At 40.9% G+C, this 19117-nt stretch carries 19 protein-coding genes; 13 read left to right on the top strand and 6 right to left on the bottom strand.

Annotation, left to right across the window (positions count from 1 at the left end; translation table 11 throughout):
- The first annotated feature begins 24 nt into the window (after window positions 1-24).
- The 3 genes from ACJMKR_RS02135 to ACJMKR_RS02145 are packed head-to-tail and all read left to right on the top strand — an operon-like array spanning window position 25 to window position 2655.
- Window positions 25-759 (top strand): class I SAM-dependent methyltransferase, encoded by a 735-nt coding sequence (locus tag ACJMKR_RS02135; RefSeq protein WP_423063574.1) that lies wholly within the window; start codon window positions 25-27, stop codon window positions 757-759.
- Window positions 756-1364, top strand: a complete 609-nt coding sequence (locus ACJMKR_RS02140) for a thiamine phosphate synthase (protein WP_423063575.1) — start codon at window positions 756-758, stop codon at window positions 1362-1364. The genes ACJMKR_RS02135 and ACJMKR_RS02140 overlap by 4 nt, the downstream gene beginning before the upstream one ends.
- A gap of 58 nt (window positions 1365-1422) precedes the next feature.
- Window positions 1423-2655, top strand: a complete 1233-nt coding sequence (locus ACJMKR_RS02145; protein ID WP_423062605.1) for an IS256 family transposase — start codon at window positions 1423-1425, stop codon at window positions 2653-2655.
- 86 nt (window positions 2656-2741) lie between these two features.
- On the opposite strand, the gene ACJMKR_RS02150 is transcribed toward ACJMKR_RS02145, so the two are convergent.
- The 4 genes from ACJMKR_RS02150 to ACJMKR_RS02165 all read right to left on the bottom strand — a co-directional run bounded on the left by ACJMKR_RS02150 (window position 2742) and on the right by ACJMKR_RS02165 (window position 6665).
- On the bottom strand, window positions 2742-3788 hold the full coding sequence (locus tag ACJMKR_RS02150; protein ID WP_423063576.1) for an MFS transporter: 1047 nt from the start codon (window positions 3786-3788) through the stop codon (window positions 2742-2744).
- Entirely contained in the window at window positions 3778-4566 is a 789-nt protein-coding gene (locus ACJMKR_RS02155) for a helix-turn-helix transcriptional regulator (RefSeq protein ID WP_423063577.1), read from the bottom strand. Before ACJMKR_RS02155 ends, ACJMKR_RS02150 begins: the two co-directional genes overlap by 11 nt.
- 187 nt (window positions 4567-4753) lie before the next feature.
- The gene (locus tag ACJMKR_RS02160; protein WP_423063578.1) at window positions 4754-5719 is read right to left on the bottom strand and encodes a nucleotidyl transferase AbiEii/AbiGii toxin family protein; all 966 of its coding nucleotides are present in this window, start codon (window positions 5717-5719) and stop codon (window positions 4754-4756) included.
- Window positions 5706-6665, bottom strand: a complete 960-nt coding sequence (locus ACJMKR_RS02165; RefSeq protein ID WP_423063579.1) for a type IV toxin-antitoxin system AbiEi family antitoxin domain-containing protein — start codon at window positions 6663-6665, stop codon at window positions 5706-5708. The genes ACJMKR_RS02160 and ACJMKR_RS02165 overlap by 14 nt, the downstream gene beginning before the upstream one ends.
- A 332-nt stretch (window positions 6666-6997) precedes the next feature.
- Here ACJMKR_RS02165 and ACJMKR_RS02170 point away from each other — a divergent pair, with 332 nt between their 5' ends.
- The 7 genes from ACJMKR_RS02170 (at window position 6998) to rpoS (ending at window position 13786) form a co-directional block, all read left to right on the top strand.
- Window positions 6998-8536 (top strand): transposase, encoded by a 1539-nt coding sequence (locus ACJMKR_RS02170; protein WP_423063580.1) that lies wholly within the window; start codon window positions 6998-7000, stop codon window positions 8534-8536.
- 126 nt (window positions 8537-8662) lie between these two features.
- A complete protein-coding gene (kdsA, locus tag ACJMKR_RS02175) occupies window positions 8663-9478 on the top strand; it encodes a 3-deoxy-8-phosphooctulonate synthase (RefSeq protein WP_423063581.1) in 816 nt (271 codons plus the stop codon).
- Between the two features lie 20 nt (window positions 9479-9498).
- Complete coding sequence (gene eno, locus ACJMKR_RS02180; protein WP_423063582.1) at window positions 9499-10761, top strand: phosphopyruvate hydratase; 1263 nt, start codon at window positions 9499-9501, stop codon at window positions 10759-10761.
- Complete coding sequence (ftsB, locus tag ACJMKR_RS02185; RefSeq protein WP_423063583.1) at window positions 10758-11039, top strand: cell division protein FtsB; 282 nt, start codon at window positions 10758-10760, stop codon at window positions 11037-11039. Before eno ends, ftsB begins: the two co-directional genes overlap by 4 nt.
- Before the next feature lie 76 nt (window positions 11040-11115).
- On the top strand, window positions 11116-11889 hold the full coding sequence (gene surE / locus ACJMKR_RS02190; protein WP_423063584.1) for a 5'/3'-nucleotidase SurE: 774 nt from the start codon (window positions 11116-11118) through the stop codon (window positions 11887-11889).
- A complete protein-coding gene (locus ACJMKR_RS02195) occupies window positions 11870-12631 on the top strand; it encodes a peptidoglycan DD-metalloendopeptidase family protein (RefSeq protein WP_423063585.1) in 762 nt (253 codons plus the stop codon). Before surE ends, ACJMKR_RS02195 begins: the two co-directional genes overlap by 20 nt.
- Window positions 12632-12664: 33 nt before the next feature.
- Window positions 12665-13786, top strand: coding sequence for an RNA polymerase sigma factor RpoS (gene rpoS, locus ACJMKR_RS02200; RefSeq protein WP_423063586.1), 1122 nt, complete (start codon window positions 12665-12667; stop codon window positions 13784-13786).
- A 158-nt stretch (window positions 13787-13944) separates the two neighbouring features.
- Here rpoS and ACJMKR_RS02205 read toward each other — a convergent pair whose 3' ends face one another.
- The gene (locus ACJMKR_RS02205) at window positions 13945-14367 is read right to left on the bottom strand and encodes a CBS domain-containing protein (protein WP_423063587.1); all 423 of its coding nucleotides are present in this window, start codon (window positions 14365-14367) and stop codon (window positions 13945-13947) included.
- Window positions 14368-14586: 219 nt separating this feature from the next.
- Here ACJMKR_RS02205 and ACJMKR_RS02210 point away from each other — a divergent pair, with 219 nt between their 5' ends.
- Genes ACJMKR_RS02210 through ACJMKR_RS02220 form a run of 3 tightly spaced genes read left to right on the top strand, consistent with a single transcriptional unit; the run spans window position 14587 to window position 16947 of the window.
- Window positions 14587-14835, top strand: a complete 249-nt coding sequence (locus tag ACJMKR_RS02210; RefSeq protein WP_423063588.1) for a zinc-finger domain-containing protein — start codon at window positions 14587-14589, stop codon at window positions 14833-14835.
- Window positions 14832-15839, top strand: coding sequence for a lipopolysaccharide heptosyltransferase II (gene waaF / locus ACJMKR_RS02215; protein ID WP_423063589.1), 1008 nt, complete (start codon window positions 14832-14834; stop codon window positions 15837-15839). The genes ACJMKR_RS02210 and waaF overlap by 4 nt, the downstream gene beginning before the upstream one ends.
- 46 nt (window positions 15840-15885) lie before the next feature.
- Entirely contained in the window at window positions 15886-16947 is a 1062-nt protein-coding gene (locus tag ACJMKR_RS02220) for a glycosyl hydrolase family 18 protein (protein WP_423063590.1), read from the top strand.
- A 96-nt stretch (window positions 16948-17043) separates the two neighbouring features.
- Here ACJMKR_RS02220 and ACJMKR_RS02225 read toward each other — a convergent pair whose 3' ends face one another.
- A complete protein-coding gene (locus ACJMKR_RS02225) occupies window positions 17044-18285 on the bottom strand; it encodes an O-antigen ligase family protein (protein WP_423063591.1) in 1242 nt (413 codons plus the stop codon).
- Window positions 18286-19117 lie beyond the last annotated feature (832 nt).

The raw sequence follows: 19117 nt of genomic DNA on the forward strand, positions 1-19117 counted from the left end.
CGATGAGCCAAAAGGAGGCTGATTATGCAAGAACGTATCAATAAGTTAGGATTAGAAGCAACGAATAATCTGTATGGCTATATGCATAGCATGTCCCCGATAGGGCAAGCATTTGTAGACTACTCTCAAAATAAGCCGAATAAACCCATGTTAGATATTGGTTGTGCTTATGGAATTACGACAATTCCATGCCTTGAGAATGGTGTAAGTGTAATAGCATGTGATATTGATTCATATCACTTGGAAGAACTGAAAAAGAGGGCGCCTAAAAGATCATTATCTTCACTCAAAATAATTTGTAAGCATTTCCCTAATGACTTAGAGCTGGGGGAAAACTCTGTTTCTGCAGTCATTATATCGCATGTACTATCGTTTTTGACGAAAAAAGAGTTGTTGGACGGATTCAATAAACTTAGCCACTGGGTATGTAAGGGTGGAAAGATATTTATATTGAATTATACGACTTATCACAAGACACTCTCTTCCTTTATCCCAGATTACGAGAAAAAATTAAAAAAACGTAAGCTATTTGCTGGAGAGATAGAAGACAAGCGCAAATACTCGAAGCATAAATTAATTAATACATCAGTTCCCAATCGCTTGATGTTATTTGATAAAGAAACGCTAACATTTCTATTAGAGAGCAATGATTTTCAAATCGAATATATGGAGTATATAGGTGGCACGAAAATTGGTGTTCCCCAACCATTTTGCCTTGATGGAAAGGAATGGGTTGGTTGTGTTGGAGTAAAAAAATGAAAGATCAATTTAAGTTGCCACATTTTTATTTAGTAACCCCTGATTTTAATGGTGACTATGGTGTGTATTTAAACAATTTAGAAAGATCGCTTAATAACGGTATTCGGTTAGTACAGTTAAGATCAAAAAATTTGAATGTTGAGAATTACGTGGAGTTGGCAAAAAAAATCATACCAGTTATACGTTCATATGATGCTAAAGTTGTTTTAAATGGGAAAAAAATTCTATTGGAAACGTTAGACGCTGATGGAATACATATGCCTAGTAGTGAATATCAAAAATTGGATAAAAGGCCTATAGATAATAAGCATTTATTATCTGTTGCTTGTCATAATGAGGAGCAAGTAAGACAAACAGTGAAAGTGAAAGCAGATTTTGCAGTTCTATGTCCAGTTTTTTCAACACCCAGTAGCCCAAAAGGCATACCTATTGGATGGGAAAAATTCACAAAAATATTAGAAAATATTAATTTTCCTGTTTATGCTTTAGGTGGGTTAAGCCTTAATGATTACGAAGAGGCAAAGAATCATGGTGCTTACGGGCTTGCAGCGAAAAGGGCGCTGTGGAATTTACAAAACCAGCTTCCAAATGGGGTCTGTAAATAAGATTGTGTAAATGCGATAGTCAGGGAAAGGTCGTTAAAATTATACGGAGTCTTTGACTATGGCAATGAAAACCAATAAATTAGATCCACAGGTTGTGGAATATTTTCTCAAACATACCAAGACCGCATCTGATATTTTCGGTGATACTGGTTTGTTAAAGGAGTTAAAAAAGGCACTGACGGAGCGTATTCTGGAAGGGGAGCTGACGGACGCGCTGGGTTATGCAAAACACGAAGTGTCTGGCAACAATAGTGGTAATTCCCGCAATGGGCACAGCCAAAAAACGATCAAAACAACAGATGGCGAGATGACCATTGAGGTTCCTCGTGATCGTAACAATGAGTTTGTACCGCAATTGATTCCAAAACATCAAACCCGCTTTGATGATTTGGATGACAAAATTATGAGTCTTTATGCACGGGGTATGACTACCCGTGATATTCAAGATCAGTTGAAAGATTTGTATGGCACAACTATTTGTTCGAGTCTCATTTCTACAGTAACCAACGAAGTGATTGAAGAAGTGAAGGCTTGGCAAAGTCGTCCGTTGGACAAGGTGTATCCGATTGTGTATTTGGACGCTTTAGTGATTAAAGTGCAGCAAGATAAAAAGGTTATCAATAAGGCATTGTATTTGGCTTTAGGAATTAATATCGATGGGCAAAAAGAATTGCTAGGTATTTGGATTAGCCAAAATGAGGGCGCTAAATTCTGGTTGAATGTATTAACGGAGTTAAAAAATCGAGGCCTAGAAGATATCCTGATTTGTTGCGTTGACGGGCTAACGGGCTTTCCTGATGCGATTGGCGCTGTGTATCCTAACACTCAAGTACAGCTTTGCATTGTACACATGGTGCGGAATTCATTGCGCTATGTGGGTTGGAAAAAGAAAAAAGAAGTGGCCGCTGACTTAAAAGCTATTTATTCGGCCAGTACGGTTGAAGAAGCAGAATTGGCGCTGACGAGTTTCTCTGAGAAATGGGATGCTGAATTTCCCTCGATTGCCAAAAGTTGGTTGACTCATTGGGAGCGCATTGTGCCATTTTTTGCTTATCCGGCAGAAATTCGGAGGGTGATTTATACCACTAACGCTATTGAATCACTGAACATGAGTATCCGAAAAGTTATTAAAAATAAACGAGTTTTTCCGTCGGACGATGCCGCTTTAAAACAACTCTATTTAGGGTTAAAAAATATAGCCAAAAAATGGACCATGCCGATTCGAGACTGGGGTGCCGCCATGAATCGTTTTGCCCTTATGTTTGAAGATCGCCTGGCGGATTTTGTATAAAACTTAAAATTCATAAGAGAGGAAATTAATTTGAACGCAATGTAGTTTTTGATAAAATTAAAAAATCAGTTAACACAATGGCTGATTCATAATTCTGACTGACGCGATTTACACAAACTAATAAACAGTCCCAAACCAAAATACAACTGGGCTATGAAATACTTTGCTAAACTTTCTCCATATAACCAATGAAAAAGAAAAATCGATCCAACACCCAAACATATTATACTAAATGGTTGAGACCAACTCTTAATTTTGCTGCCAAGAAAACCAAAGTAAATTACTAACACCGCTGTAAGAAACAAATTTATAAATGTTAATAAGTAAACATTATCTGGATCTAGTGCCAAAATCTTAACAGCATGTGCAACCATATAAACAAAAATTACGTATGGAATAACTACTGCTAATTGAAAAACTCCAATCCCTTTAATGATCTGTTTTTTGGATTCTAGTAATGTGTATGCCCATCGATTAGTTGAAAGGCTATTTCTTGACTTTATGTATTCGCTAAATTGATCTGACTCCAAAAGCTTTACTCTTAAAATAAAGGCCACTACTCCTAATACACTACTAAATAGAAAAGGAACTCGCCAGCCCCAAGAAACTAAATCAGCTTTGCTTAAACCAACTCGAACTAACAAACTAAACAGAGTGGCTAACGCCATACCAACGAATACGCCTGCAATACTAATGCTAGAAAAAAATGATTTTTTTTCTCTTGGTGATGATTCATAAAGATAAGCGAGCATGCCTGCATGCTCGCCACTTGCAGAAAAACCCTGCATTAATCGGAACATAACTAACAATACTGTAGAAGCTATTCCAATGCTTTCATAAGTCGGAAGTAACCCTATAGCAACTGATGAAATTGTCATCAATACAACAATCAAGATAATGGTTTTCTTCCTGCCAACCTTATCCCCTAGATACCCCCAATAAAATGCGGCTATTGGCCTCACCAAAAAACCTATTGAAAATACAATAAAAACCTTTAACAAAGATACTGTTTTATTACCGCTAGGGAAAAACAACTCAGCAAGTATCGGTGACATAATCCCAAATAATGAAAAATCAAACCACTCCAATGCGGTGCCACTAAGGCAAGTTACTATTAATCCTTTATTTTTCATAATAATATTTGTTCAAATAATTAATTAGTTGAACCCTTCTATTACACCCAGTTTTGTTTTTAATGTTTTCAATGTGTTTCTCTATAGTTTTTGGCGTTACACATAAAACACCTGCTGCTCCTTTTGCTGTCATACCGTCACACAACAAGCTGGCTACCTCCTCTTCCCTTCTAGTTAACACCACTGAAAACCCACGATGATGACTGCTGATTGATATTTTGCTGTTTACTATACTTGAATCATTAAGTTCACGCCAAGGTAAAATAAGCTTGTTTTGCTCTGCTTCAGCAATGATTTTCTTCGCCCGGTATCTAAAAAATCTTCTGAAATTGGTTAAATCATCCCTGTTATTTAAATAGTTGTTAACGGCTGCATGATTGGATACTGACGTATAAAACGCGCAATACTCTGTGAAATCCTCCTGGTAATCAATAACGAATAAGCAATTAGCATGATCAAATAGCTCTCTTTGATCTTTAAGTTGATTAACAATTCTATCACGCGTTTTCTTAGGAAAAGATTGGACCGCATAATCGTAGACAACAAATTTTTGGCCATCGAATAAATCTGGTGTGTACACTTGCTTTATATGCTTCTTTATGAAAAAAGAGTGCTCTAATGCACTAACATCGCTCCATAGCTCTGTTCGTGAACCATCTCTATAAATTTTAGAGTAAGAGAATGCATTAACATCCATCTTTCTAAATAGATTTTTACAGATCTGCTTCATTTCAGTTGCATAGCAAAATGCCGGGTTGTTTTTTTGTGTACCATCCATAATTTCACTCACACCATGTTCAAATTCCCCTATGCTTACACTTTGGGTATTTAAGCTGTATATTGTGCTAAATTATTACAATTTTTTAAATCCAGTGAATATAACTTTCATTCCTCTCGATCAAACTCTTTCTGAATTTGTTAATTAGCATCTAAATGAGGCCACCCAACCACATCGCATAAACCATCTACTTTCTTGTTCTCTTTTTAGCCCATAAAAGCGCAGGATGTTTTTTGATTAAACTAAAATCTACTAAGCTCTCGTCATCAATAAATAGTTCAGGTTTTACACCTACTCCATTTATAACAGCCCGAATAAACTCAGCTTCTGATGGGGTGTAAGGTAACAAGGTTTCAAATTCCTTCCGAACATTACTGATAATGACAGTTGTCCATTCTTTTACAGAAGAAAACCCATCGCAAAAATTATTTTTCATCACAGGAATTAATTTATTTTTCAAATCTCTGTGGTCAACTGTAATACCATCGCTAGTTAGACTTAGCATGTCCTTTTTAGAACACATTGCTGAATATAAAATGAAGATGATACGAAGCTTGCTTTTATCTATGTTGGTGTACTGAAACAATTCATTTGCATCAAAAAAATCTCTACCTGTTTGACGCTCTAGCAATGCTGTCAATTTACCAGCAGCCAGTTCATGAATATCTAGAATTTGTAAATTTGTAACTTGCCTGTCTGCCATTGTGATACTATCCCGTTGTTCAACTGGCAGCAGTGGTGCTCGATACATAAAATTAATATCGACTTCGATGTTGCCCTGATTTCCTAATGAGCTTGGATAACGCCAAACCATTTTCCCACCCGCATGTTCCCTTGGGTTTCTTAGCATCGTTAACCCCATACGCTCAAATAAACGTTTGATCCTATTTTCAACTTCAGGCCTTTCTTCCAACATTGTGCTGCGATCAATAGCGCCTATGTAGTTTAAATCTGCATCCACAGATAATCTTGGCAAATCAAAATGAAAAAGATTGAGTACCGTACCGCCTTTTAAGGCTAATCGTGTCGTCAAATAACTATCATTTGCAATTGCATTTAATATTTCCATGAGCCATATGACTTTTTCAATAATTTCTTGCCGATATCCAGAGATTTTCTTCTCTTTTAATAATCGCTCCTTAGAGAGTATCATTATTTGGTTCCTCCCAGATTTTGTTGAGTACGGCAAGAGGAACAACTAAGTTCCACCGTTGCAGACTTTTTACCGGGCCTTTATGGGCTTTTTCCATATAGTGCCGTGATTTGGGTTTGTGATGAGCAAGCTGGTTAAGCTGCTCTTCTTTGACAGAAAATTGTTCTTGGTGTTGTTCTAAAAAAAATCCCACTTTAGCTATTGTCGTGGCATTTCCAAGCCGTATAGCATAGTGTATTATCCGCTCAATATCTAAAAAATTAATGGATTCAAAAGAGCGCCATATCTCTTCCCAGCCTCCCGATAACTCCGGGCGATGAAGACAGTCAACCAACGTGCGTTCAATCGTTGTGACTCGTATATCCATCCCCATACGATCATGCAGCTTAGTTTCTAAGCATACATCATCTGGCTTTAGTTGGGTTGGGTGGCTTAGTTGCTGATACTGTCCGTATTCAGAAAATAATAAGCCAATTCGTTCATCTGAATTAAAGTAAACGGTCGAAGCAAGCGAATAAGCAAGCGCATGAAATTCCATCGCCGTGTGATAGCTAATTACAGCATCATTCGTCATACGGCCTGCAATGAGAAAATAATCGCTTTCTATGTAGATGCCCGGTAAATAATCGTTTGTGACTAGATAATATCCGCGTCGTATACGGGCTAGATGTTTTTTAGCGAGATGGTATTGCAAGGCAGCTTTTAGCGTATTTTGATTGAAATCTCCTGAAGACGATAAATATTCCACTAGCTCGTCATAGTGAAACAAGGGGTTTTTTTTAAAAAATGCCTGAAAGCGCATGATATGTTGACTCTCTAGCAACTTAATACTAACAACATTAGTATCTACTAATATAAAGAACAACAGACGTATTAATTTAGCATTTTTATACATGAACATCAACCTGATTATAGCCGAATAATCTGAACCCGCTGTCTTATCCATTCTCACTAATCTTGATTGCTGCTACACGCCCAAAATTTTATACTTAATTGAATATTAATGAATTTTTCTGCTACATCTCTAAATACTTTCTGGTTGTCTTGCTACAAATCCGAATACTTGATTCATGCCCTGCTCATGTCACATGCTCCCCTGTAGACGTCACATAAAACGGTTCTTTAAAAACTCAGTCAACTATTGACTCATATGCTTCTATAATATTGGACTTTGGATAAATTTATAAAAATAATTAAAAATTGCTTGACATAGAAACCGAAAAAAAATTTTACGTTGTAAACAACGTTTGTTCGAAAAAATAAAATAAGGAACAAACGATGTTAGCGACAGAAAAACTAAAACAATTCCGTACATTCCTCTACAACATCTTCCCCGCGCGACGCGATGCCAATATGAATTTACTCGATGCCCTTTCAAGCCATGGCCATCGCTGCAAAACACCTATAGAATTATGTGAATCGCCATACTTTGAACGTGAATACAGTAGTATTACCGATGCGATTAGCGATGGTTTGTCGGTAGCAAATTGTTGGGATAGCATGATGAAAATACAATATGAACATGTGAGTCATAGCGATGACCGTGTGATCATTATTGCGGATACGACACCACAGTCGCGTCAAAGTGCACACTGTGTTGAAGATCGCCATGTGGTTTACAGCCCTAATCCAGCACCGGGTAACAAACCGATTACCATTGGACATGAATATTCAACGGTATCACTATTGCCCAATGATGGTGCAGCTCAAGAAAAGCATTGGTTAGTTCCACTGGATACGAGGCGCGTTAAAAGCGATGAAAAAGGCAATGTAGTTGGGATGCAGCAAATTAACCGTTGTATTGCAGACTTAGCGCTTACTCATAAATTGGTGGTTAGCGTGGCTGATTCAAAATATGGTACAGAAGCTTGCCGTAAACTGGTTAGCGAAAATCCCAATTGGGTACATCTTTTCCGTTTTAACAGTACCCGTAATGTTTTCGCGCCCGCATCAATAGAAGATAATACCTCAGGAAGTATAAAACGCTATGGTGATGCGATGAAACTAAACGACAGCACGACTCACCGTGAATCCGATGAGATTGTGCAGCAACCCATTACAACCCGCAGTGGCAAAACTTACCAATTGGAGATTAAAATATGGCGTGACCAATTACTGCGTGGTTCAAAGCAATTTAAAGGATATGAGCATCCTGTTACTGTTGTGCAATTGGTTGCGGTTGATGCTAACGGTAAATCTTTATATAAAAATCCACTCTGGTTAGGACTCGCTGGTGAACGACGTAATGAAATCACAGTATTAGAAGCCTATCACTATTACGATAGACGCTATGACATTGAACACTACTTTCGTTTTGGTAAAGACAAACTGTTATTTGACCGATACCAAACACCGGATGTTAAGCACGAAGAAGATTGGTGGCGGATGACAGCATTAGCGTATACGCAACTTTATCTAGCGAGGAATCTTGCCCCGATTTTACCGAAAAAATGGGAGCGGTATTTGCCGAGCTTCCAAGTGGATAACGAAAAACCATCAATAACTGCGACCCCTTCACAAACGCAACGGGGTTTTTCTACGGTGCTTGATACCGTTGGCACGCCTGCTAATCTCTGCAAACCACGCGGTAATCCGCAAGGCAGAACCAAAGGTGATACGCAGGGGAAACGCACGCGACATCCTGCTATTTTCAAAAATAGCAACTCAAAAATTAAAACGATTCAGAGGACTGAAGAAAAGACGCAAAACTCAGACCCTGAAAAAATAGAGGATTTGATTGGGATAGTAAAATCATGGTTGGATAAAATAAATTTTACACCTGAGAAATTCTACGAATTGCTGCAAAAAACAGCTTAAGATTTAGAAACTCACATTTTTTGATTATTGTCCTAACTGGCAAGGGATTTTATTTATCCAAAGTCCAATGTAATGTCTGCATGAATAGGACTTGTCATTCTAACTGTTTTTCATTACAGTCGCGCTATGAAGCTCAAAAACTTTGAAGTCGGCTTAGATAAGCCTCTCTTTTTAATCGCTGGTCCTTGTGTGATCGAGAGTGAGCAACTCGTCATGGATGTGGCGGGTGAGCTAAAAGAAATCACACATAAGCTCAAGATTCCTTTCGTTTTTAAGTCTTCCTTCGACAAGGCAAACCGTTCATCGCACTTAAGTTTTCGGGGGCCTGGCGCTGAAAAAGGCTTAAAAATACTGGAAGCGGTTAAAAAGAAAATCAAAGTGCCAGTGCTGACGGATGTTCATGAAGACACACCCCTGAATGAAGTCGCCTCGGTGGTCGATGTATTGCAAACGCCAGCTTTCTTATGTCGACAAACTAACTTTATTCGGCAGGTTGCCTCCTGCGGTAAGCCGGTTAACATTAAAAAAGGACAATTTTTAGCCCCTTGGGATATGAAACAAGTTGTCTCTAAGGCAATCACAACTGGTAATCAGCAAATTATGGTATGTGAGCGTGGCGTTTCATTTGGATACAACAACTTAATTTCGGATATGCGATCGTTGGTCGTCATGCGAGACACACAGTGTCCTGTTGTTTTCGATGCCACACACTCGGTTCAGTTGCCCGGAGGTCAGGGGACTTCTTCGGGTGGGCAGCGTGAATTTATTCCTGTTTTAGCACGTGCCGCGGTGGCTGTCGGAATCTCGGGGTTGTTTATGGAGACACATCCAGATCCGGATAAGGCATTAAGCGACGGCCCTAACTCTTGGCCCCTCGACAAAATGAAATCCTTGTTGGAAACTTTGGTTGTTCTCGATCGAGAAGTGAAAAAAAACATTTAATTCAGGTTATAATAAAACTTATGGCAACAATTACGGACATTGATGCACGCGAAATTTTAGATTCGCGTGGAAATCCCACTCTAGATGTGGAAGTGACTTTATCTTCAGGTGCGAAAGGATATGCTGCTGTGCCATCCGGTGCATCGACGGGTGAGCGAGAGGCGTTGGAATTGCGTGACGGTGATCCTACCCGTTATGGTGGGAAGGGTGTGCGTAAAGCTATCGCCAATGTGAACGGCCCTATTCGTGATCTTTTATTAGGGCAAGATCCAGCCTCACAAGAAGAAATTGATCGGCTCATGATCGATTTAGACGGCACTGAAAATAAAAGCAACTTAGGCGCCAATGCTATGTTAGGTGTGTCGATGGCTGTTGCTTATGCAGCGGCAAAAGATGCAGATGAACCTTTATATCGCTATCTAGGTGGTGAAGGTCCATTTACTATGCCTGTGCCCATGATGAATATTATTAACGGTGGTGCGCACGCCGATAATAATTTGGATATACAAGAATTCATGATCATTCCTGTGGGTGCGCCAAATTTTTCAGAGGCATTGCGTTATGGTGCAGAGATATTTCATGCATTAAAAAGACGTTTAGCGGCGCAGGGCTTAGCCACTTCTGTTGGTGATGAGGGCGGCTTTGCGCCGGATTTACCCAATCATGAGGCCGCATTTGAATTTATATTGGAAGCGGTCGGTGATGCTGGTTATCAACCGGGTAAAGATGTGTATCTTGGGCTTGATATGGCGAGCTCTGAATTTTATAAAGATAACCGTTATCAATTTGAAAATAAAAAAATAGATAGCGATGCAATTATCGATAAAATTGCAGCTTGGGTTAAAAAATATCCTATTATTTCTATTGAAGACGGGTTGGCTGAAAATGACTGGGATGGTTGGGTTAGATTAACTCAACGCGTTGGCGACTCAGTGCAACTGGTTGGCGATGATATTTTTGTTACTAATCCTGCTATTTTAGCTGAAGGAATCGATCGAAAAGTGGCGAATGCCATTTTGGTCAAGCTTAATCAAATTGGGACCTTGACCGAAACACTTGCTACCATTGGATTAGCAAAAAGTGTGAATTATGGTGTGATTATTTCACATCGATCGGGTGAAACCGAAGATACAACGATTGCCGATTTAGCGGTGGCAACTGCGGCTGGGCAAATTAAAACGGGTTCGTTGTGCCGTTCTGATCGGGTTGCCAAATACAATCGATTATTGCGCATCGAACAAGAATTAGGAGAGCAAGCACCGTATGCTGGAACAATTTTATGAAGCCAATCATTCTTATATTAGCTGCGCTATTCATATTGTTACAATATGAATTGTGGTTTGCTGCAGGTGGTGTCGTGACGGCATATCGCTTGCATACCAATATTGTGAAACAAGCGCAGGCCAATAAGAAATTACAAGAACGCAACGCTATTCTCATGGCTGATATTAAAGATTTAAAGCACGGTAATGATGCCGTTGAAGAACGTGCTCGAAATGATTTAGGCATGATTAAAAAAGGTGAGGTCTTTTATCAAATTGTCCAGCCTCAATCGGAGTAATACCGGCTAAAACTTCACCCACTATAACTCTGTAATTAAAAGTGCTAAGCTTACACCCTCAAAAAAAGGGATAAGTATGGTACGTGTATTAATATCCAATGATGATGGAGTCTATGCTAAAGGGTTGGCTATTTTAGCCAAGACCATAAAAAGCATTGCTGAAGTGGATGTTGTGGCTCCCGATCGTAACCGCAGTGGTGCGAGTAATTCTTTATCCCTAAATAGCCCTCTTCATATTAAACACCTAGAAAACGGTATGATCAGTGTAGAAGGCACACCTACCGACTGTGTGCACTTGGCGATTACCGGGTTGCTGTCAGAAATGCCTGATATGGTTATTACAGGCATCAATGAGGGTTCCAACATGGGTGATGATGTGTGGTACTCTGGCACGGTTGCTGCAGCCATGGAAGGACGATTTTTAGGTTTGCCGGCATTAGCCATTTCATTGGCAGGTGAAAAATTTATTCATTTTGAAACGGCTGCAAGAGTTGCGCGTTCTTTGATGGAACACATTTTATCCGACCAATTACCACCCAGTACAATTTTAAACGTGAATGTACCCGATGTGCCCTATCATGAATTAGCGGGTTATGAAGTCACACGATTGGGAACGCGTCATCGTGCCGAACCCACCATTCGACAAATTGATCCGCGCGGTCACCCCATTTATTGGGTCGGCCCTGCTGGTGCCGAACAGGATGCGGGACCAGGAACGGACTTTCACGCGGTAAGTCGGCATGAAGTGTCTATTACTCCTTTGCGTGTTGATTTGACGCATTACGAAGCATTTGATCAGCTATCGAGCTGGGTAAATAGGTTAGAAGTGAATGAAAAGGTTCAACGTTAAACTTCGTTGCCGATTTTTCTTTTTTATTATTTTTATCGGTTTGCTGACGGCTTGCTCGAGCGGATCTAATTACGCTCCCGTCGTTAATGCCTGGACTCAACCGAGTGCCGATTCCGGACTTTATCGTGTTAAAAAAGGTGATACGTTATATTCCATTGCTTGGGCATTTGGTTTGGATTATCGTGCCTTGGCAACAGCGAATCATTTAAAACCGCCTTATGAAATCCATGCTGGTCAAACATTGCGCATGACGATTATTCCACGTGAACAAGAACAAAAATCAACCATTGTCACTAGAAAAAAAGCACAGCCAGTTTCAAAATCTAAAAAATCTACAAAAGAACGAATCTATGTCGCGCAATGGCCTGCTAAACCTGTTACCCACTGGGTCTGGCCGGCAACCGGTCGTATCATTGATCGTTTTAGTGCCAGCTTGGCTGGTAACAATGGGATCAATATTGCAGGTCGATATGGTGAACCTGTTCGTGCCGCTTCGAACGGAATTGTAGTTTATAGTGGAGCTGGGGTACGAGGTTATGGTAATCTTATAATTGTAAAGCACAACAATAGTTATCTAAGCGCATACGCATTCAATAAACGGCTCATGGTGAAGGAAGGTACAAGAGTTCGTGCGGGGCAAGAAATTGCCGAGATGGGGCGTGATAATTCAGGGAAGGTCATGCTGCATTTTGAAATCCGCCGTAATGGTAAGCCGGTGAATCCATTGAAGTATTTATCGTGAGTGTTGTGTGCGATTTAGACGGTCTAGTTAAGGATGACGATGGCCACTAAAAAGCTTAAAACGAAGTCGTCGCGAAAAACCAAAAAACCGACGAAACAAAAATCTGTTTCTCGTAAAAAGGTTTTTCCAAAGGCAGTTTCTCGTAAGAAACCAGCGACAAAAAAAACGAAGCCGAGAGCTCGACGGAAAAGAACTGTTGAATCGGGCGGTGATCACGGTTTTATTTTTGTAAAAACCCGCAAGACCACTAAATCCAAAAAAGAAGATACTGAGCTTGCTGCTGCGAATGCAAAGTCACGCCGAAAAAAAGCTCGCGAAACACGTTCTACAGATCCCACACAAATCTATTTGCGTGAGCTTGGTTATAAATCATTGCTCACCCCCAAAGAAGAATTAAAAGTAGCGCGCCTAGTACATAAAGGCAATAAAGAGGCGCGTGCAAAAATGATCGAATGTAATTTGCGGTTGGTTGTGAAAATTGCGCGACATTATGTCAATCGCGGGTTAGCGTTTTTGGATTTAATTGAAGAGGGCAACCTAGGGCTAATGACGGCGGTTGAAAAATTCGATCCAGAACGCGGGTTTCGATTTTCGACGTATGCCACATGGTGGATCCGACAAACCATCGAGCGCGCCATTATGAATCAAAGCCGAACGGTACGCTTACCCATCCATGTAATCAAAGAATTAAATATTTATTTACGTGCGGCAAAAAAATTGACGCAGCAACTGGATCATAAACCGAGTGCTGAGGAAATTGCTAGCATGATCGATAAACCGATCAACGATATCCGTCGCGTCATGGATTTAGCGCCAGGCGCAACATCGATGGATACACCGGTTTCCGAAAACGGGCAAAAAACATTAGTAGACACGTTGGCGGATGACAACAACATTGACCCTGCGAAATTAATTCAAGACGTCGATCTGCATGACCATATTGAACGATGGTTAAATCAATTGGATGATCGCCATCGTGAAGTTGTTATTCGTCGCTTTGGTTTGCACGATCATGAAAAAGGTACACTAGAGGCTGTTGGAAAAGCCGTTGGTTTAACACGTGAGCGTGTTCGCCAGTTGCAAATTGATGCACTTGCGCAGCTTCGTGAAATGATCGAAGCTGAAGGACTAACCGGCGAAGAGACTGAAGACTAAAACCCACGTTTTTGCAATTCAGAGACGGATTGCGCTTTTGCAATCGAATCAGCAATGTGTTTATGTAATTGTCGGCTGACGTGTGAAGTTGTGAAAATGCCACGCAGTAATTGCTGATCATTTTCTTCATCACTCGTTACTAGGGCATAATGCGTGCGTCAGCTTTTCAGCGTCACGACAATATTACCGACTTTTGCTCGCTCGATATCTTTATAATTAAAGGCAGCAATTTTATTGATCCCCGTCATAATCATTTTCACTAAAACTTGTGAGCGCTTGATGCGTCTCTCTTGGATGATAGTGATTGGTACCTCACCCAATATATCTTCAGAACTTATCACACCAATGATACTCTCATTTTTTTCCACCAATAATAAATGCACACCGTGGAGCTTCATTTCATTTAATGCATTGTCCATCGGCTCATCGGGACTGATCGTGTGAGGGTGTTGTTGCGTAAAATCGGTCATCACTGCAAGTGCAGGATCATCCAAGTGAACCACTTGGGGTTCGCGCTCCGATCGTAAATACGCATGAGAGGGTGAGAGTGTTACCGTTTTTAGTATTTCGTATTTAGCCATATTCAAGGTGTCCTAGTGGTAAAGTCTTGCTGTGGATTTTGAAGCATGATGGGATAGATGGCAAGTTCGTGATTTAGGGCGAATGGCTTTCAATTGCGGCAAAGAGAAGGGGTTCGTATTGGCAAGCAATTGAAATCGATAAAATGTGTTATGTCTTTAAGACGATTTCTAGACGGCCCCTTAATGGCTTTGGGGGTGGCTGCCTGAATCTTAATTCTTATGTTAGAATTCCTAACGTTAATACTGAGCGGAGAAATTCTAGTGGCCGAACTAAAGCAAGGTTGTACGAAACGACTTTATGAAGTCTCTCAAGATGAGCTGCCATTATGCTGCCCCTTACCAGAATATCGCCTGTGGGATGCGCATCCGCGTGTTTATTTGCCCATCGAACGCGAAGGTCATGTGACCTGCCCCTACTGTGATGCTGAGTACGTTCTCAAGGACTTCACGGGAGATCGAGTTTCGTGAAAAAAACACTGGTAGTAGGCCCTGCCTGGGTGGGTGACATGGTGATGGCTCAAACGCTGTTTAAGCTATTGAAACAGCGACAGCCTGACATGAGGCTCGATGTCTTAGCGCCCCCCTGGACCAAGCCACTGCTGGATCGTATGCCTGAGGTGAATGAATCGATCGACTCACCCTTCGGCCACGGTCAGTTACATATTGGATCGCGGCTTCGTATGGGCAAGCAATTACGTCCTCGTGGCTATGAGCATGCCATCGTGCTGCCAAATTCGTTTAAATCGGCCTTAGTGCCTTTCTGGGCAGGGATTCCGCGTCGAACGGGCTGGGTTGGTGAGCAGCGCTATGGCGTGCTCAATGACCTCAGAAAGCTCGATAAGTCGCGTTTACCCCTCATGGTCGAACGCTTCATGATGCTGGGTCTGGAAAAAAATGAATCGTTACCTGAAAAGCCACAGGTGCCAGCATTGAATATTTCGACTGCGAGTGTGGCTAAGACACTACAACACCTGCAACTCAGGCAGTCAGAGCAGCCGATATTTGCACTGTGCCCGGGTGCTGAGTTTGGCCCTTCAAAACGTTGGCCCACAGAATATTATGCAGAAGTTGCGAATGAAAAGCTGAGTGAAGGCTGGCAAGTTTGGCTGTTTGGTTCGGCAAAGGATAAAACGGTAACCGATCGCATCGATGTGTTGACTGATCATCGTTGCGTAAATTTAGCGGGGCGAACTCAATTAAACGAAGCGGTGGATTTGCTATCAGTGGCTACGATGGTTGTAACCAATGATTCGGGTTTAATGCATATTGCCGCAGCATTGGGGCGCCCATTGGTTGTCATGTATGGTTCAACATCGCCAGACTTTACGCCGCCTTTATCGGATAAAGTGAAGATTTTATCGCTAAAATTAGATTGCAGTCCTTGTTTCAAACGCGATTGCCCATTCAAGCACTCAAGGTGTATGCAGGATCTAAAACCTAACCTGGTCTTTGGTGCGATGGATTCATTGTAAGGATCTCTTGATTAAGGATTAAATTAACAGATAAAGGATTAGCAAAATGACCATCCTAAAAAAATTATGCATTTTCGTTTTTTTAGTATTCAGTACGTCGGCCTATTCATCACAAATTTTATTTTATACCGATAATTCTTTTTCTAATGCGAGTTTATCTAACGAGCGCAATATTCAATTCTTTGAAAAACATGCGAGTCAAATCGATATCATCGCCCCGCAAATCTATCAGATAGCAAAAAATGGAGTTGTATGGGGTTCGATCGATCCACAAGTTGTGTCCATTGCTAGAAAATATAAAGTCAAAATAATGCCGCTGGCGATTAATCAAGGTTTTAGCCAAGATGATTTACATACGTTTTTAACAACTCCCTCAGCAATCAATCGAGCGATACAAGCGCTCATCGCGCTTTGTCAAAAAAACAGTTTTTATGGCATTCAGTTTGATTTTGAAAATATTAACATCGCTGATAAACAGCTCTATACCAATTTTATTAAATTAGCAGCGGATGCGCTTCATAAAAAGGGTTATACGGTTAGTGTGACCATTGTGCCGCGCACGAGTTTGGCTACAATAAAAAATCAATACGATAAGTTTCTAGTGACTAATTGGTCTGGTGCCTATGACGAAAAAGCCTTAGCGTCAGTGACAGATTTCATTACACTCATGGCTTATGATCGTCATACTAGCCTTACCACGCCTGGCCCTATCGCGCCCATCGCTTGGGTGAAGGAATTGGTTAGTATCGCAATTCGTGAGGTGTCACCTGAAAAAATCTCATTAGGCATTCCGGTTTATTCAGGGTTTTGGAGTACCTTAAAGAAAGGGCAAGATTTTCAGGGGAAGGAGCATCAAATCAGCCACAGTGAGGCTATGAATTATATCAAGAAGTATAATTTAACAGTTAAATGGGATGATACAACCATGACAGCTTCGGCAATTGATTCAAATCAAGGAAAAGGTTTGTATCAGTATTTATATCTTGAAGATGCACGTTCGTTTGCTGCTAAATATGCTTTAGTGAAACAGTATGGTTTGCGCGGTATATCCGTATGGCAGTTGGGTTTGGGTGATCCATTGATTTGGAAGGAGATTCCAACCCGGTAGTTGGGGGTTTAAGCTTACATTTAAATTGCTTCCCAATACAAGAGGAGTTTCGTGTTTTCGGGGGGGCTAGTTATCTAGTAGGGTTGTAAACAGCGACTATTCAGAAGTGACGGCTTCGGAGTTATCTTCAGATTGTTTTTTCGTTAAATAATTTAATGGTAAGGCTGCAAAACTAATGGCCATGAATATCACATATAAATGTAGCTCTGTGGTGTCTTGTAACCACGGATTGGCGAAACAACCCAACATCATACTTATTAATAATATCTGTGTGAGATAACGCCATTCTTCGGGTAGCTCAAAGCTATAGCGCCATTGCATGAAAAATATCGTGAGCAGAAGCACAATCCCAGGTATCCCCAATTCAACAGCCGTGTTTAAGTAAGCGTTATAGGAATTAACCATGATGCCTGTAGTCTTTATTTTTTCTGCTGGAAGTGTAGCGTAGGCCGTTTTATAACTGCCCGTGCCATATCCAATCAGTGGCTTTTCTTTATATAAAGTTGCGGCGTTTTTCATAGATTGAATGCGAATACCCAATGAATTGTGCCCGTGTCCTTTTGAATATTGCTGTATATTGTTGGCAGCTATAGCCATTCGATCTCTGAATCCATTTGTTAAAGAAGCTAGTCCAAATAATAGGATGATAGTGGTTAGGGCGTACAAAATCCCTTTCCATCTGAAGTAGTGAACGAAGGTAAAAACCAACAGGGCAGCAAAAATAAAATAACCTGTTCTGCCAAGGCTCATGAACAAAACGTTAAAAGTGGCTGCTAGGGTGAGAAAGCCATAAACCCAACGAAATCGATATTTGTGAATCCATCGATAGGCGAAAATAAATGTCGCAAAGGCCATCAAGAAATTTTGAATAATGTGGTCTTTAAAGACGCTGCTGTAATCAAATCGAGTATGAAATAAGTCATGAATAAAAAAGTATTTAGTATAGGATAAGAAAAGCGTAAGCGTCATGGCGAATAGAAAAGCGTTGACTGCGTATCGTCGCCATCGTTCATCGAGCAATGTTGGGATCAACAGGGCGGCAAACAAAAAGGAGCTCCCCTTTATCAATTGGTGCGTGATGTCGTGGGCCGGTGCAATCGTATAAGTGGTGCCTATGAGATACAGTAGAAAGAAGGCAAGCATTGAGAGAGGGACGGGGTTTTGTTTGATCCTTAACCACTTTTCACGGGGATGTTCGCTAAAGATGCTTAAGATGCCGGCTAGTGGGAACAGCAAATCTGTCGCAGTGGTTGATAGGGGTAGTGCAAAAACTGTTGCTACAACAAGGAGTTGAGTTAAGTGTCGAATTCTACACATGATTTTCTGTTCATTTCGCATTAGAATAGGCACCTAGTCTAGCAATGAGAATACTTAGGGGCAAGCATTTACCATGGCTATAAGAGCGCTTCACATTTTAGAACCCACCCTTGCGGATCAGGCGGGCCATTGCTATGGCTATGTGCTTGGTCTTGTAAGGGCCAATACGGATAAAGCATTCGACCTGCATGTGTGGTTGGACCGTCGTGGCAAAGATTTATACCGAGAGGAGATCTGCCATGTTCATCCGTGTTTCTCTCGTAAGCTAGCGAAGGTACAGAAGTATTTTCGATTACGGTTCTTGCTTCAGAAAGATGATCCCCTATTCATTCCTACTGCGGGGAGCATCGATTTTATTTTTCTCACCCGTTTGCTTCGGGAAAAGAATTCCCACCCTACGATTTTTTTGCATTTTCATCAATTCAAGGTGACGCCTGAAAAAATTAAATTGCTTGAGGAAACTGCCAAAATTCATCCTGAGTTTATTATCATGGCGCCGACTGAAAAGCTATTGGCGATTTTTAGGCAGGCAGGGTTTCCAAATTGCGAGTGCGTGCCGTGTCCCGGTTATGAACCAAAGTCCAAGTCTTCCAATCAGGCTGAACAGGTCGAAAAAATAATTTATGCTGGTGCCGCTCGGTCGGATAAAGGATTTCCGCGCGTCATCGACTTTATTGACTATGCATCAGATCAGCCTGATCCTTTGCCGATCGAAGTACAAATGTCGCGACCCTTTTCGGGACGTTATGATACAGAAACTAAAGCTGCCATTGCAAAACTTAAGACCATCTCTCATCCGGCATTAAACACTCACACGGAAACCTTGGATCGTGGTGTTTACCAGAATTTATTT

Source organism: Candidiatus Paracoxiella cheracis, from assembly GCF_049348705.1.
Lineage (GTDB): Bacteria > Pseudomonadota > Gammaproteobacteria > Coxiellales > Coxiellaceae > Paracoxiella > Paracoxiella cheracis.